The 15191-nt window shown below is 67.4% G+C and carries 14 protein-coding genes; 9 read left to right on the forward strand and 5 right to left on the reverse strand.

Going from position 1 to position 15191, the window contains the following annotated elements:
- Positions 1 to 39 precede the first annotated feature (39 nt).
- Together yhjD and CHB84_RS04400 are read left to right on the forward strand one after the other, a co-directional pair.
- Positions 40 to 1152, forward strand: coding sequence for an inner membrane protein YhjD (gene yhjD / locus CHB84_RS04395; RefSeq protein WP_089300192.1), 1113 nt, complete (start codon positions 40 to 42; stop codon positions 1150 to 1152).
- Positions 1153 to 1248: 96 nt separating this feature from the next.
- Positions 1249 to 2154 (forward strand): SGNH/GDSL hydrolase family protein, encoded by a 906-nt coding sequence (locus tag CHB84_RS04400; protein ID WP_217898464.1) that lies wholly within the window; start codon positions 1249 to 1251, stop codon positions 2152 to 2154.
- 9 nt (positions 2155 to 2163) lie between these two features.
- Here CHB84_RS04400 and CHB84_RS04405 read toward each other — a convergent pair whose 3' ends face one another.
- Positions 2164 to 3429 (reverse strand): D-alanyl-D-alanine carboxypeptidase family protein, encoded by a 1266-nt coding sequence (locus tag CHB84_RS04405; RefSeq protein ID WP_245818552.1) that lies wholly within the window; start codon positions 3427 to 3429, stop codon positions 2164 to 2166.
- Between the two features lie 142 nt (positions 3430 to 3571).
- Between CHB84_RS04405 and CHB84_RS04410 the strand changes: the two genes are divergently transcribed.
- The 3 genes from CHB84_RS04410 (at position 3572) to CHB84_RS04420 (ending at position 5945) form a co-directional block, all read left to right on the forward strand.
- Positions 3572 to 3850 carry an SCO4848 family membrane protein gene (locus tag CHB84_RS04410; protein ID WP_089300193.1) on the forward strand — a complete coding sequence of 93 codons (279 nt, stop codon included), beginning with the start codon at positions 3572 to 3574 and terminating at the stop codon, positions 3848 to 3850.
- Positions 3850 to 4197 carry a hypothetical protein gene (locus CHB84_RS04415; RefSeq protein ID WP_089300194.1) on the forward strand — a complete coding sequence of 116 codons (348 nt, stop codon included), beginning with the start codon at positions 3850 to 3852 and terminating at the stop codon, positions 4195 to 4197. Before CHB84_RS04410 ends, CHB84_RS04415 begins: the two co-directional genes overlap by 1 nt.
- 401 nt (positions 4198 to 4598) lie before the next feature.
- Positions 4599 to 5945 (forward strand): acyl-CoA dehydrogenase family protein, encoded by a 1347-nt coding sequence (locus CHB84_RS04420; protein WP_089300195.1) that lies wholly within the window; start codon positions 4599 to 4601, stop codon positions 5943 to 5945.
- Between the two features lie 91 nt (positions 5946 to 6036).
- On the opposite strand, the gene CHB84_RS04425 is transcribed toward CHB84_RS04420, so the two are convergent.
- Genes CHB84_RS04425 through sdhC form a run of 4 tightly spaced genes read right to left on the reverse strand, consistent with a single transcriptional unit; the run spans position 6037 to position 9522 of the window.
- A complete protein-coding gene (locus CHB84_RS04425; protein ID WP_089300196.1) occupies positions 6037 to 6822 on the reverse strand; it encodes a succinate dehydrogenase iron-sulfur subunit in 786 nt (261 codons plus the stop codon).
- The gene (sdhA, locus tag CHB84_RS04430) at positions 6822 to 8624 is read right to left on the reverse strand and encodes a succinate dehydrogenase flavoprotein subunit (protein ID WP_089300197.1); all 1803 of its coding nucleotides are present in this window, start codon (positions 8622 to 8624) and stop codon (positions 6822 to 6824) included. Before sdhA ends, CHB84_RS04425 begins: the two co-directional genes overlap by 1 nt.
- Before the next feature lie 38 nt (positions 8625 to 8662).
- Positions 8663 to 9079, reverse strand: a complete 417-nt coding sequence (locus tag CHB84_RS04435; RefSeq protein ID WP_089300198.1) for a succinate dehydrogenase hydrophobic membrane anchor subunit — start codon at positions 9077 to 9079, stop codon at positions 8663 to 8665.
- 2 nt (positions 9080 to 9081) lie between these two features.
- Positions 9082 to 9522 (reverse strand): succinate dehydrogenase, cytochrome b556 subunit, encoded by a 441-nt coding sequence (sdhC, locus tag CHB84_RS04440; protein WP_089300199.1) that lies wholly within the window; start codon positions 9520 to 9522, stop codon positions 9082 to 9084.
- Positions 9523 to 9951: 429 nt separating this feature from the next.
- On the opposite strand from sdhC, the gene CHB84_RS04445 reads away from it, so the two are divergent.
- The 4 genes from CHB84_RS04445 to CHB84_RS04460 are packed head-to-tail and all read left to right on the forward strand — an operon-like array spanning position 9952 to position 15167.
- Entirely contained in the window at positions 9952 to 11043 is a 1092-nt protein-coding gene (locus CHB84_RS04445) for a BMP family lipoprotein (RefSeq protein ID WP_089300200.1), read from the forward strand.
- A 19-nt stretch (positions 11044 to 11062) separates the two neighbouring features.
- Entirely contained in the window at positions 11063 to 12643 is a 1581-nt protein-coding gene (locus tag CHB84_RS04450) for an ABC transporter ATP-binding protein (RefSeq protein WP_089300201.1), read from the forward strand.
- Entirely contained in the window at positions 12640 to 13887 is a 1248-nt protein-coding gene (locus CHB84_RS04455; protein WP_217898465.1) for an ABC transporter permease, read from the forward strand. Before CHB84_RS04450 ends, CHB84_RS04455 begins: the two co-directional genes overlap by 4 nt.
- Positions 13884 to 15167, forward strand: a complete 1284-nt coding sequence (locus CHB84_RS04460; protein ID WP_217898466.1) for an ABC transporter permease — start codon at positions 13884 to 13886, stop codon at positions 15165 to 15167. Before CHB84_RS04455 ends, CHB84_RS04460 begins: the two co-directional genes overlap by 4 nt.
- Positions 15168 to 15191 lie beyond the last annotated feature (24 nt).

The following is a 15191-nucleotide window of genomic DNA, read 5'->3' on the forward strand; positions in this document are numbered from 1 at the left end:
GTCCACAGCGGAACACGGCCGAACGGTTACCGTTGGCACGTGGCAGCAGATCGACGTAGGTCGGATAACCGGCCGGCCAAGGAGAAGGCGCAGCAGGTCGCCAGGGGCGCGCAGCAGGTCGTTCCGAACGTGCGGCAACGCTACCCGGCGATCGATCACCTCGTCCGTGCGAAAGAGGCGTTCGGCGAGCGGTACGGCACTCACTACGCGGCAGCGATCACGTACTTCAGCGTGCTGTCTCTCGTACCCATCCTGATGGTCGGCTTCGCCATCGCAGGCTACGTGCTGGCCGCCGATCCCACGCTGCTGGCCGAGCTGCAATCGCGACTGCAACGGGCCGCCCCCGTCGGCCTCAGGGAGACCGTCGGGGAAGTCGTCGAGACCGCAGTGGACTCTCGCGCGACCGTAGGGGTTCTGGGGCTCGCCACGGCCCTGTACTCCGGTATCGGATGGATGCGCAACCTGCGGGACGCCCTCACCGCGCAGTGGGGCCAGGAACGCAAGAAGCGCCCCCTGCTCAAGGGCACGGCTCGCGACCTGCTCGCACTCCTCGGCCTGGGGTTCGCCCTGATCGTTTCCTTCGCGTTGACCACCGCAGGGTCCACAGCGGCGAACTCGCTGCTCACCCTGGTCGGCTTGGAGGACGACCTGCTGGCCAGGATCGGGCTGACCACGCTGATGACCGTGCTGTCCCTCGCCGCGAACTGGCTGGTGTTCCTCTGGGTCATCGCGCGGTTGCCGCGCGAGCGCGTGACGTTGCGTAGCGCCGTCAAGGGCGCGCTGATCGCCGCGGTGGGGTTCGAGATCCTCAAGCAGATCGCGTCCCTGTTCATCGCCAGCGTGATGTCCTCGCCGACCGGCGCGCTGTTCGGGCCGATCATCGGGCTGCTGGTCTTCGCCAACATCGTCTCCCGCTTCCTGCTGTTCGTCACCGCGTGGACGGCCACGGCGACCGAGAACATCGTGCAGATCGTCCACCCGCCCGGCCCTGCAGAGGTACGGCCACTCGTGCATGTGCGGCGTGGACCCAGCGCCCGCCAGACCGTCGGCATCCTCGGCACCGGGGCGCTTCTCGGCGGCGGGGCGCGCTGGTTGTGGCGGCGCTCGCGTGGTAGCGCTGGGCAGCGGCCCCCGGACGGGCGCGCGGAGTGACGCTGCGTAACCGATCGGGAGCCGTGCTCTCTCTTTCGATCGATTGATCCGGTGTGGCCTGTCCGGCAACCTCTGGGGCCGGAGGTCGACCACGCCATGCCCGAACGCCCCGCCTGCTCGCCGCAGCCCGCCACCGGCCACCCGCACCACGCGGGCCGGGCCGGTGGGTTCGCCTTCCCGCGCCGGTCCCGTGCCCCGATGTTGCTGCGCCTGATGCTGGTCATCGCTCTCGCAACGGGCACGTTCACGGGCGCGGAGCGACACGCACACGCCGACGAGGTGTCCTATGTAGCTCTCGGTGACTCCTACTCGTCGGGCGTCGGAACCCGGACATACCACGACTCCGACGACGGGTGTTACCGCTCGCCCGCCGGCTACCCCGCCTTACTGTCCGCAGAGCTCGGTGGGGGTCTGGACCTCCAGGCGTGCTCCGGGGCAGGGGTGAGCGCCGTACGGGCCAACCAGCTGGACTCGCTGGATGCCACGACGACGCACGTGACCGTCTCGGTAGGGGGCAACGATGCCGGTTTCGCGAGCGTGCTGACGGCCTGCGCCCGGCCGTGGCCGTATACCTGCTGGGACGAGATCGACTCGGCGAACACGGTCATCACCGAGTCCCTGCCCGGCAGGCTGGACACGCTCTACGCCGAGATCGCCGAGCGTGCCCCGAACGCGACCGTTGTCGCGGTCGGTTACCCCCGCCTGTTCAACGGCGAGCAGTGCAACCTCGCCGCGCAGATCACGCCGAGCGAGCAAGCGGAGCTGAACGCCACGGCGGACCTGCTCGCGGAGGTGACCGGTGAGCTGGCGGCAGCACACGGCTTCGGCTTCGCCGATCCGCGCGCGGCATTCCTCGGGCACGCGGTGTGCGACAGCGCGGAGTGGATCAACGGCGTGTCGTACCCGATCCTGGAGTCGTACCATCCGAACCGGACCGGATATGCCCGTGGCTATGTGCCCGTGGTCGCCGAGCGGTTCGCTGCGGGCGTTCCGGCGGCGTAGCATGCGCCGCTACCGGCGTGGCACCTGCTTGTTCTCGCGGCGTAACGCGATGATGCCCAGCAGCGCCAGAAGGGCGACGACGGTGGCGATGACCGGCCCCAACGCACTGCCGGCCCCGGACGCGCTCGTGGCGTCGTCATCGTGTGGCGGCTGCGCGCCCTCCTGCACGGCGACGTCCGGTTCGGACTCCGGCCGGGTGACGGACGCGAGCTGGCCGACCGCATCGTAATCGCCTTCGGCGAGGTCGAAGCCGTAGTCGAGTAGCGCGGAGGCTTGCTCGGGAACCGGTATCGGGCGGGCCTCCGCGTGCAGCAGGACCACCGCGACAGTGGCGTGCTCGCGCTGCGCGGCGCCGAGGTAGGTGTGCCGCGCAGCGTTCGTGTAGCCGGTCTTGCCGCCGAGGAACCCCTCGTAGGAGTTGAGCAGCCGGTTGTCGTTGTACAGGGTGACGGGTTCCTCGTCGGGTTCGACCGAGAAGTCCATCGTGCTGGTGCGCACGGCCTCATTGAACGGGGCCTGCCCCAGGGCGTACCGGAAGATCACGCTCAGGTCGTAGGCCGAGCTGGACATGCCGGGGCCGTCAAGACCCGATGTGGTGGCTGCACGGGTGTCGAACGCCTGCAGCCGTTCGGCGAGCGTGTTCATCGCATCGAGCGCCTCCGGGATCCCACCGAGGGCGTTGCCGAGCGCGTGCGCGGCGTCGTTCCCGGAATGGATCAGAGCAGCGGTGAGCAAGTCCTCGACGGTGTAGTCCTCACCCTCGACCAGGCCGACGCAGGTACAGACCTGCGCGACGTCCTCCTCCGTCGCGGTGACGACCTCGTCCGGGTCGACCTCGTCGATGACGGTGGCCGCCAGCAGTACCTTGATCAGCGAAGCCGGCCGGTGCCTGCCGTGCGGGTCGGAGGCCGCCAGCACGTCCCCGGACTCGAGGTCGGAGACCATCCAGGCGGAAGCGGTCGCCTCCTCAGGGGGGTCCGGTGCGCCGTCCGGCAGTACGACACCGCACTCGGCCATGCGTTCACCACCGACCGGCTCCTCCGGCACGGGGAGCGGCTCGGGAGCACTCTCGCCGGGCGCCGGTTCCTCGGAGGGCACGTCGGCCGACGGGGGCGCCTGCCTGTTGGCGCAGGACTCGGGGCCGGACGGCGATCCCGGGTCGGCGTGCGCGGCAGGCGCGACCGGGCCGAATGCGATGGCGCAGGTGAGCAACGCCGAGGACAGCACAGCTGTGCATCCCCGCTGGGATGCTCCGGGCCACGACCGATGACGCACCAGCACAGGCTAACCGTGACCGGCGCTGTCGGTATACGTGGCCGTGACACTCTGTCGTGCCAAGACGGACACGTACGGTGCGGGGCGTGGTGGCGCTCACCCGGTGTGTCGGCCGGTGATCGGGGACGTGGATACTGCGGGTATGCACGCACGCCCGACCTCGATCTTCCTGCTCGCCTTCGGCGTGTGGTCCTGGGCCATCTGGCTGATGTTCGCGCGCAATCTCTGGGCCAGCGAGAGCTCGTGGGCGGCCGACGGGTCGCCGACGTCGTACTTCGTGGTGCACGCCGTGCTCACCGTGGTATCGATCGTGCTGGGTACGATCATCGGCGTGATCGGCTGGCGCGGGCTCCGTGCGAGCAGTTCCCGTTCCCTTGACGACACCACATCTCCCGCCAACGACATCGCGAAGGGGCACTGATGGACTTCCTTCACCAGCTGCTGTTGTTCCTGCACCTGCTCGGTATGGGTCTGCTCGTCGGTACGTTCCTCCTGCAGCTGCGCGGCGGGGCGGATGCGCCGCTGAACAAGGGGTGGTTGCACGGTAGCGGTGTCATGCTGATCACGGGTGCGGCCATGATGGCGCTGGACCCGTTCAGCGACAACGACCTCAACCACACGAAGCTGGGCATCAAGATCCTGGTGCTGATCGCGATCGGCGGCCTCGCGCTGGCTTTCCTGCGCAAGCCGGCCGCGCCGCGGTGGGTCGGTTTCGCTCTCGGCGGGCTCGTGGTGGTCAACGTCGGCCTCGCCGTCTTCTGGACCTAGAGGTGTGCTGAATGACGCTTTCAGTCCATCTCACGAGCTGAAAGCGTCATTCAGCAATCCTGGGGGTTACTCGCCTTCGGGGTCGGTCATCCCACGCGACAGCGGCGGCGTCGCCGAACGCCGGGAGCATGCGCTCCGATGGGCAGGCCGGTCCTGTGATGGATCTTTCCCGCGCTCGTGACGTTCGTCCAGCCGGGCTTCGGTCGCCACGCTCCGGTGTCGTTAATGATAATCGTTATGCAGATTCCGGCCATTATGAACCGCGTCCCTAGATCAATTTATTGATGCCGCGGCCCCTGGACACCGGTGATATTCTATGATGTGCCTCACACTGCGGACGGATCTTTCTGACCCGCCTGTGCTCGGCGTGAGGATCATTCGGTACACGGAGGCGAATTACGATGGCGATCGATTTCACGCTGACTGCCGAGCAACAAGAGGTACAACGCCTGGCGCGTGATTTTGCGCAAAATGTGCTGGCTCCTATTACGGAAAAGGTCGACCAGGAGCCCGACCCGTTGACAGCTTTTCAGATGGTAAAACCCGCGTACGCGGAAGCGTGCAAGCAGGGTATCGCGTTCTCGATGCTGCCCAAAGAATACGGTGGAGGCGGCCTGTCGAATGTGGATTTCGTGATAGCGGCCGAGGAGATTCAAGCGGTCGACCCGGGATTCGGGACGACGGTCCTGGTGAACGGGCTCGGTCTGATGCCTGTCTGGTACTACGGCACGGAGGAACAGAAGAAACGGTTCATCGGCGGCGCGACATCCGACACCAGCGGCGAGTTCATCGTCGGCTATGCCGCGAGTGAACCGCCGGGCATGCCCGGCGGCACCGCGAACTTCGACGCCCCGGCCGTCGGCGGGGCGGGAATGAACGTCACCGCCGTCCAGGACGGTGACGACATCGTGCTCAACGGCCGCAAGTACTGGCCGTGCAACGTCGGTGGCTGGGACAACCTCGGTGCCAACCTGAACCTGGTCATCGCCCGGACCGATCGATCCGTCGGGGGAACGGCGGGTCTCTCGGCGATTGTGGTCGAGCGGGGCACCCCCGGGGTCACCTACCGGTCGATCAGTACGTCCGCCCAGCGCAGCGCCCCGAACTGCGAGATCGTCTTCGACAACGCGCGGGTGCCCGCTGCGAATGTGATCGAGGGCGCCCGGGGCAACGGGGACCTGGTGATCAACCGAAACTTCGCCTGGTCCGGGCCGGTAGCAGGGATCGGAGCGGTCGCGGTGGCGCGGTCCGCGTACGAGGACGCACTGAGATGGGCGAAGACCTACACTGCGGGTGGTCCCAAGCCCATCTTCCACTACCAGTACCCGGGTTACGTGCTCGGCGACGTGGCGACACAGATCGAGGCGGCGCGCTACTTCTGCTGGAAGGGCGCGCACTACCTGGATCAGCACGACTATCACGGCGAGGCGCTCGGCGCGATGTGCAAGGTGCACTGCACGGAGATGCTGTTCGACTGCGTCTACAAGTGCATGCAGGTCGTCGGTGTGAACTCTGTGGACAAGAAGACCAAGTTCGACCGCTACCTGCGGGAGGCAGCGCTGCTGCCGCTGTACGACGCGGGCAACTTCGGGATGCAGCGGCGCAGGGTGCACGGTGTGATGGCCGATGAGAACTTCAACCCGCGCGCGTTCATGGATGACGAGGCGATCGAGTTCACCAAGGGAATGGAAGGGATCGACACGATCCCCGGACCCACGACCGACGAGCCGGCGATGGCGCGTTCGTGAGAGGTCTCGCACGCGACACAGCCTGCCCGTGAGCCCGACACGGCCTGCCGGCACGCCCGACACGGGGTGCCGGCAGGCACGGGCTCGGGGCCTAGACGCGCTTGAAGAGGAGGGCTTGCTTGACCTCCTGGATGGCCTTGGTGACCTGGATCCCGCGCGGGCAGGCATCGGTGCAGTTGAACGTTGTGCGGCAGCGCCACACACCCTCGGTGTCGTTGAGGATGTCCAGCCGCTCCTCGGAGCCCTCGTCCCGCGAGTCGAAGATGAACCGGTGTGCGTTGACGATCGCCGCGGGCCCGAAGTACGAGCCGTCCGACCAGAACACCGGGCACGAGGTGGTGCAGCAGGCGCACAGGATGCACTTCGTGGTGTCGTCGAAGCGTTCCCTGTCCGCCTGGGACTGGATCCGCTCGTGGGTCGGCTCGTTGCCGTAGGCGATCAGGTACGGCTTGACCGCCTTGAACGCCTCGAAGAAGGGCTCCATGTCGACATAGAGATCCTTCATCTGCGGCAGGCCCTTGATCGGCGCGACCGAGATGGTGGTTCGCTTGTTGCCCTTGGCAAGCAGATCCTTGATCAGCACCTTGCATGCCAGCCGGTTCACCCCGTTGATCTGCATGGCATCCGAGCCGCAGATGCCGTGCGCGCAGGAGCGCCGGAACGACAGCGTGCCGTCCACATAGCTCTTGATGTTGATCAGCAGGTTGAGCACGCGGTCGGTGGGCAGCGCCGGGACGTCGTAGGACTCCCAGTGCGGCTCGTCGTCGAACTCCGGGTTGAACCGGAGGACCCGGACCGTGACCGTGATCGAGCCTTCCGGTGCCGGGATCTGCGAGGTGTCGTGGGCCGCGGTGTCGGTCGGTGTCGGGCTAGCCATCAGTACTTGCGCTCCATGGGCTCGTACCGGGTGAAGACTACGGGCTTGTAGTCCAGCCGGATATCGGACGTAAAGCCGGTCAGGCCGAGTGGCGCGTTCTCCTCCTTCTGCTCGGGCAGGAGCTTGTAGCACATCGAGTGACGCATGAAGTTGACGTCATCGCGGTCGGGGTAGTCCTCCCGCGCGTGCCCGCCACGCGACTCCTTGCGTGCCAGCGCGGTGGTCACGAGCGCCTCGGCCAGGTCGAGCAGGAAGCCCAGCTCGATCGCCTCGAGCAGGTCGGTGTTGAACCGCTTGCCCTTGTCGTGCACGGCCACCCGGCCGTAGCGTTCCTTCAGCGCGTGTACATCGGACAGTGCCTGCTTGAGCGTGTCCTCGGTGCGGTACACGGCGGCGTTGGAGTCCATCGTCTGCTGCAGCTCGGTGCGGATATCGGCGACCCGCTCACCACCGGTAGCGGTGCGCAGGTGCTGCACCATGCCCTCCACCGTCTCCGCGGCGTCGTCGGGCAGCTCAACGTGCTCGGACCGCGCGGCATACCGTGCCGCGGCCATCCCGGCCCTGCGACCGAACACGTTGATATCCAGCAGCGAGTTCGTGCCCAGCCGGTTCGAGCCGTGTACGGACACGCAGGCGACCTCGCCCGCTGCGTAGAGTCCCGGCAGCACGGTGTCGTTGTCCCGGAGTGCCTCACCGTCGACGTTGGTGGGGATGCCGCCCATCGCGTAGTGCGCCGTGGGGTACACCGGAACCGGCTCGTACACCGGGTCGATGCCCAGGTAGGTGCGGGCGAACTCGGTGATGTCCGGCAGCTTCGTCTCCAGGACCTCCTCGCCGAGATGCGTGCAGTCCAGGAAGACGTAGTCCTTCTCGGGGCCCGCGCCGCGCCCCTCGAGGACCTCCAGCACCATCGAGCGCGCCACGATGTCGCGCGGGGCCAGATCCTTGATGGTCGGGGCGTAGCGTTCCATGAAGCGCTCGCCGGACTCGTTGCGCAGGATCGCGCCCTCGCCACGCGCACCCTCGGTGAGCAGGATGCCCAGGCCCGCCAGGCCCGTTGGGTGGAACTGGTAGAACTCCATGTCCTCCAGCGGCAGGCCCTTGCGGAAGTAGATACCCATGCCGTCGCCGGTGAGCGTGTGTGCGTTGGATGTCGTCTTGAAGACCTTGCCGAAGCCCCCGGTGGCGAACACGATCGACTTCGCCTGGAAGATGTGGATCTCGCCGGTGGCCAGCTCGTAGGCGATCGCGCCGGAGGCGACCGGCCCGTTCTCGGTCTCGGTCAGCACGACGTCGAGTACGTAGAACTCGTTGAAGAACTCGATCCCGTGCTTGACGCAGGTCTGGTACAGGGTCTGCAGGATCATGTGCCCGGTGCGGTCGGCCGCGTAGCAGGCCCTGCGCACCGCTGCCTTGCCGTGATCCCTTGTGTGCCCGCCGAAGCGACGCTGGTCGATGCGCCCCTCGTCGGTGCGGTTGAACGGCAGGCCCATCTTCTCCAGGTCCAGCACGGCGTCGATGGCCTCCTTGGCCATGACCTCGGCAGCGTCCTGGTCGGTGAGGTAGTCACCGCCCTTGACGGTGTCGAAGGTGTGCCATTCCCAGTTGTCCTCCTCGACGTTGGCCAACGCGGCGCACATGCCGCCCTGGGCCGCCCCGGTGTGCGAGCGGGTCGGGTACAACTTGGTCAGCACAGCGGTGCGGGGGCTCGCCGCGCCGGACTCGGTCGCCGAGGCGATCGCGGCGCGCATGCCGGCGCCGCCCGCCCCGACGATCAGCACGTCGTACTTGTGGAACTGCATTGCGAACTCCGTGTTCGATTCGGCAGTCGGGGCGGCGGTCAGCCTGCGATGTTCGGGTCGAAGGTGAAGATCACCAACGTGCCGACGGCGAGGATGAGCGCGATCGAGGCGTAGAGGAGCATCTTCAGCCAGAACCGCGTCGTGTCCTTGCGGGCGTAGTCCTCGATGATCGTGCGCATGCCGTTGCCGCCGTGCAGCTGTGCCAGCCACAGCATGGCCAGGTCCCAGAACTGCCAGAACGGTGAGGCCCAGCGGCCTGCCACGAAGGCGAAGTTGATGCGGTGCACCCCGTCGTCGAGGATGTTCATGATGAACAGGTGCCCGAGCACGAGCACCACGAGAGCCAACCCGGACAGCCGCATGAACAGCCAGCTGTAGAGCTCGAAGTTGTTGCGGCGTGCTGCGGGCCTGCGGGGGGAACGTGGCTTGTCGAGGGTGAGGGATTCGGCCGACATGATCAGTGACCCCCGAACATCGTGGAGACGGTGCGCTCGAGCATGAAGTAGGTACCCGGGATCATCACCGCGGCCCAGACGCCGATCAGACCCCACAGCATGGGGCGCTGGTACCTGGGCCCCTGCGACCAGAAGTCGACGAGCATGACGCGGATGCCGTTGAGAGCGTGATACAGCACCGCGCCGACGAGACCGACCTCGAGCAGGTTGACGAACGGGGTCTTGTAGGTCTCGATGACCGCGTCGTACGCGCTCGGCGAGACTCGCACCAGGGCGGTGTCGAGTACGTGGACGAAGAGGAAGAAGAAGGTGAGCGCGCCGGTGATGCGGTGCAGCACCCAGGACCACATGGCAGGGTCGCCGCGGTAGAAGGTTCCGCTCAGACGCGAGGCACCCGCCCGATCGCTCGTACCCGCAGGCGCGGTACTCGCAGTGACAGACATCGGTGTACGGCCTCCATTGTCTTGTGGCATACCCACGCCTGCCGGCCGCGTACCAGCCGCGCACCGCGGGGGCGTCCTCGACGCGACGGCTGAGGTCATCCCGGACCGTGGCCAACGTGGGCCTTAGTAGGGGGATGCTAGACCCGCCCGTTGTTCCCCGCGAGAACTCGGTTGGTCCGTTGTGATCGACAAGACAACCCACCTGTGATCGTCGGTGCCCGTAACCGGCGATTCGAGGGGCGAACCGGAGCCCGGGACTCGATCGAACGGGAGCTCAGCAAACAATTTGATTACGTAGTGTAGAGGTCATGTGGCATGTGTCTCATCTCCGGGTAGTGTTCTGCCGTCGTGCTCACTTCAGGGTGAATCGGCGAGAGACGAGGCGCCCGGAGTGCCGCCCCGACCGAGTGTGGAGGGTGAGTGATTGCCATGCACCGAGCAGCTGTCATTCGACTAGGAGCCGTGCTCGCGGCGTCGGCACTGGCGGTTACCGCCTGTGGTGAGGCCCCGGAGGAGACCGATGCCGGCTCGGAGGGTGACGACTTCGTCGGTTGCATGGTCACCGATGAGGGAGGCGTCGACGACAAGTCCTTCAACGAGACGTCTCATCGTGGCCTCGTGAACGCGCACGATGCGGGGACGATCTCCGACGTCCAGGTAGCCGAGTCACATTCCACCGCGGACTTCGAACCCAACGTGTCGAGCATGGTCTCCCAGGAGTGTGGCCTGATCGTCACCGTAGGGTTCATGCTCGCCGACGCGACGGCCGACGCAGCCGAGAGCAACCCCGACGAGCGGTTCGCGATCGTCGACTTCCAGTACACCGACGAGGACAGCGGCGAGCCCGTCACGATCGACAACGTCAAGCCGCTCGTCTTCAACACCCACGAGGCGGCCTTCCTCGCCGGTTACCTCGCAGCGGGGTACTCGGAGACCGGCACGGTCGCCACCTGGGGAGGAGCGAAGATCCCCACGGTGACGATCTTCATGGACGGGTACTACGACGGCGTGCAGCACTACAACGAGGTCCATGACGCCGACATCGAGGTGCTGGGATGGGACAAGGAGTCCCAGGACGGGCAGTTCACCGACGACTTCAGCAACTCCAGCCTCGCCCAGCAGTACAGCGAGAACCTCATCCAGCAGGGCGCCGACGTGATCATGCCGGTCGCCGGGCCGATCGGCGAGTCCGCGGCGGTCGCCGCACGGGACGCGGGCGATGTCGCGCTGATCTGGGTGGATACCGACGGGTACGAGTCGTTGCCCGAGTACTCCGACCTCATCCTGACCAGTGTCGTCAAGGGGATGGACACGGCGGTGGAGGAAGCCGTCGAGGCGACAGCCGACGGTGAGTACTCCCCGGACCCGTTCGTCGGGACGCTGGAGAACGAGGGTGTATCCATCGCGCCGTACCACGACTTCTCCGGCGAGATCGATGACGAGCTCGCCGAGGAGGTCGCCGAGCTCGAGCAGCAGATCATCGACGGGGAGCTCGAGGTGCAGTCCGACGCCGCTTTCTGATCCCCGATAGGGGCTGCAGGTGAAACTCGAGCTCCGCGGCATCACCAAGCGCTTCGGCACGCTTGTCGCCAACGACGACATCCGCCTCACCGTCGAACCCGGTGAGGTGCACTGCCTCCTCGGGGAGAACGGTGCCGGCAAGTCCACGTTGATGAACGTGCTCTACGGCCTCAGCGCGGCTGATGCCGGTGAGATCGTTGTGGACGACGAGCCGGTCTCGTTCTCCGGGCCCGCTGACGCGATGGCAGCGGGGATCGGCATGGTGCACCAGCACTTCATGCTCGTCCCCGTGTTCACCGTCGCGGAGAATGTCATGCTCGGTGCCGAGCAGACCCGTGGCGCCGGTCTGCTGGACGTCGAGGCGACGCGCGCGCGGATCCGGGAGATCTCCGAGCAGTACGGCTTCGACGTCGATCCGGATGCCGTGGTCGAACACCTGCCCGTCGGCGTGCAGCAGCGGGTGGAGATCATCAAGGCGCTCGTGCGGGACGCGCACGTGCTCATCCTCGACGAGCCGACAGCGGTGCTGACCCCGCAGGAGACCGACGAGCTGATGGGCATCATGCGGCAGCTGACCGCGAACGGCACGTCCATCGTGTTCATCACGCACAAACTCCGTGAGGTCAAGGCCATCGCCGACCGCATCACGGTGATGCGGCTCGGCCGCGTCGTCGGCCAGGCGCAGCCCGAGTCGACCGAGAGCGAGCTCGCCTCCCTGATGGTCGGTCGCCCGGTCAGCCTTGTGGTCGACGCCGGTACCTCCGAACCCGGAGAGGTCGTGCTCGCGGTGCGCGGGCTCACCGTGGTCGACGATCGGGACCAGCTGGTCGTCGACGACGTCTCGTTCGACGTGCGCGCCGGCGAGGTACTGGTCGTCGCGGGGGTACAGGGCAACGGCCAGACCGAGCTGACAGAGGCACTGCTGGGACTGGGGGGCAGAGCGAGCGGCTCGGTCCGGCTGGCCGGTACGGAGCTGCTCGGCCGCCCGGTGCGGGACGTACTGCGTGCCGGGGTGGGCTTCGTCCCCGAGGACCGCAGGACCGACGGGTTGGTGGGCCAGTTCACGGTCGCCGAGAACCTCGTACTCGACCTGTACGACCGCTCGCCGTTCGCGAGGGGTCCGATGCTCAGGCACTCCCGGATCAGGAGCAACGCTGCCGAGCGGGTCGGCGAGTTCGACATCCGTGCCGGCAGCATCGACACCCTGGCCAGCACGCTGTCCGGCGGCAACCAGCAGAAGGTCGTGCTGGCACGGGAGCTGTCCCGGCCGTTGAAGTTGCTGGTGGCGACTCAGCCCACGCGCGGGCTGGACGTGGGGTCGATCGAGTTCGTGCACCGGCGCATCATCGCCGAGCGGGACAACCGGACCCCGGTGCTGATCGTGTCGACCGAGCTGGACGAGGCCGGCGCGCTCGCCGACCGGATCCTGGTGATGTACCGCGGGTCCGTGGTCGGCATCGTGCCCGGTGACACCGAGCGCGACGTCCTCGGCCTGATGACCGCGGGGTACGCACCCGAGCAGGCCTTCGAGCAAGCCGCGAGGCACCCCACGCGTACCGGCCACCCGGAGCACGGCGGCGGGGACGAGGGGGAGCCGTGAGCGAGCAGGAGCACGACACGACCGCGACGTCGGGCGGCGAGCAGCGGCAGCAGGAGCCGTCGGTCTCCCAGCGGCTCTGGCGCGAGCTGACCACCGGAAGCGCGATGCTGACGGTGCTGTCGATCGTGCTGGCGCTCGCGATCGGGGGATTGCTGATCATCCTGTCCGACCCCAGGGTGCAGCAGGCCGCCGGGTACTTCGCCGACCGGCCCTCCGACACGTTCGCCGCCGCGTGGCAGTCGGTGAGCTCGGCGTACGCGGCGATGTTCCGGGGCTCGCTCGTCGACTTCGGTGAGTACTCCGTGGTCCGTGCCGTCCGGCCGCTCGCCGCGACGCTGACCAACGCCACGCCGCTGATCGCCGCGGGGCTCGCGGTGGCGATCGCGTTCCGGACCGGGCTGCTGAACATCGGCGCGGAGGGCCAGATCATCCTCGGTGCTGTCGGTGCGGGCTACATCGGCTTCACGATGGACCTTCCGGTCGTGGTGCACCTCGTGGTGGCCGTGCTCGGAGGTGTTCTCGCCGGCGCCTTCTGGGGCGGTATAGCCGGGTTCCTCAAGGCGCGTACCGGTGCCCACGAGGTGATCGTGACGATCATGCTCAACTACATCGCCCGGTTCCTGCTCGCCTACCTGCTGACCCTCGAGGCGTTCCGGCGGGCGGGCAGGTCGGATCCGATCAGCCCCTATGTCGCCGAGTCGGCCCAGCTCCCGCGCTTGTTCGAAGGCTCGCGGCTGCACCTCGGCTTCCTGCTCGCGGTGGTCGCCGCCGCGGTCGTGTGGTGGCTGCTCACCCGCAGCACCATCGGGTTCCGGCTGCGTGCCGTCGGGTTCAACGCGCACGCGGCGACGACGGCAGGAATGTCCGTCGCACGCTCGTACACGCTGGCCATGTGCATCGCAGGGGGGTTGGCCGGGCTGGCAGGCGCGAGCCAGGTGCTGGGCACCGAACGGTTCCTGTCCTCGGGGATATCGGGTGGACTGGGCTTCGACGCCATCACCGTAGCGCTGCTCGGGCGTGCGAACCCGTGGGGCACCGTGGCAGCAGGCCTGCTGTTCGGGGCGCTTCGCGCGGGTGCCGTGACCATGCAGGCGGAGACGGGAACCCCGATCGACATCGTGCTCGTCGTGCAGTCGCTCATCGTGCTGTTCATCGCCGCGCCCCCGCTGGTGCGGGCCATCTTCCGGATCAGGGTTCGCTCGCGCGGGCTCGGCGCGCCGGAAGCGAGGGGGTGGGAAGCGTGAGCACAGGGGACACCGGCAACGAGGTCGGCTCGTGGGCCGAGCGAGCACTGCGCCGCCGCTGGCGCGCACCGGTGATGTTCACGGTCCTCGGGCTGGGCGCGCTCGTGCTGTTCGGCCTGCTCGCCCCCGGTGGCGAGCGCAGCACGTTCGGGATCTCCACCGCGGGAGACATCGTGGAGATCGATCCGGTCGGCGTGCCGTCCCGGCAGGCCGCGATCCTACTCGCGTTGCTATGCCTGGCTGTCGCTGGATACGCGCTCCTGCTCACCGCCCGCGCGGAGCCCGTGCCGCTGTGGCTGTCCGTCCTGTTCGGAAGCGCATTCGTGCTGTCCTTTCTGACCTGGGCTGTCGCGGGGGAGACGATCTCACTGACCGGGGCGCTGCAGGGCTCGCTCGCACTGTCCGTTCCGCTGATCTTCGGGGCGTTGTGCGGGATGCTCGGCGAGCGAACCGGTGTGATCAACATCGCGATCGAGGGGCAGCTGCTCGCAGGCGCCTTCCTGTCTGGGGTCGTCGCGTCCCTGCTGGGCAACCTGTGGGTAGGCCTGATCGCGGCACCGGTGGCTGGCTTGCTTGTGGCCTACCTGCTCGCGGTGTTCTCGATCCGGTACCTGGTCAACCAGATCATCGTCGGGGTGGTGCTCAACGTCCTGGTGCTGGGTCTGACGAACTTCCTGTACGGCAGGCTGCTCAGCCCGCAGGCTCAGACGTGGAACTCACCCGGTCGATTCCCCCGCTGGAAGCTCCCGGTGCTCGGCGACATCCCCGTGGTCGGGCCGGTGCTGTTCGACCAGACCGTCATCGTGTACTGCATGTACGTCGCGGTACTCGTGGTGCATGTCGCGTTGTTCCACACCCGCTGGGGGCTGCGTGTGCGGGCGGTCGGGGAGCATCCCGAGGCCGCCGACACCGCCGGTATCGCGGTCAACGTGGTCCGGTTCCGCAACGTGCTCATCGGCGGTGCGGTCGCAGGCTTCGGGGGCGCCTACTTCACTCTCGGCGCGATCGGGGTGTTCAGCAGGGAGATGACCGCCGGAGCCGGCTTCATCGCGCTCGCCGCGATGATCCTCGGCCGGTGGAAACCGATGGGTGCGGTCTTCGCGGCACTGCTGTTCGGTTTCGCCAACAACCTGCAGAGCGTGCTCGGGATCATCGGCTCGCCGATTCCCAGCGAGTTCATGCTCATGGCACCGTACGTGCTGACGATCTTCGCGGTGGCGGGGCTGGTCGGCCGGATCCGCCCGCCTGCCGCGAACGGCCAGCCGTACATCAAGTCGTGACAGCCCGGCTGCTGGAGGCGGAGG

Source organism: Haloechinothrix alba, assembly GCF_900188115.1.
Taxonomy (GTDB): Bacteria; Actinomycetota; Actinomycetes; order Mycobacteriales; family Pseudonocardiaceae; genus Haloechinothrix; species Haloechinothrix alba.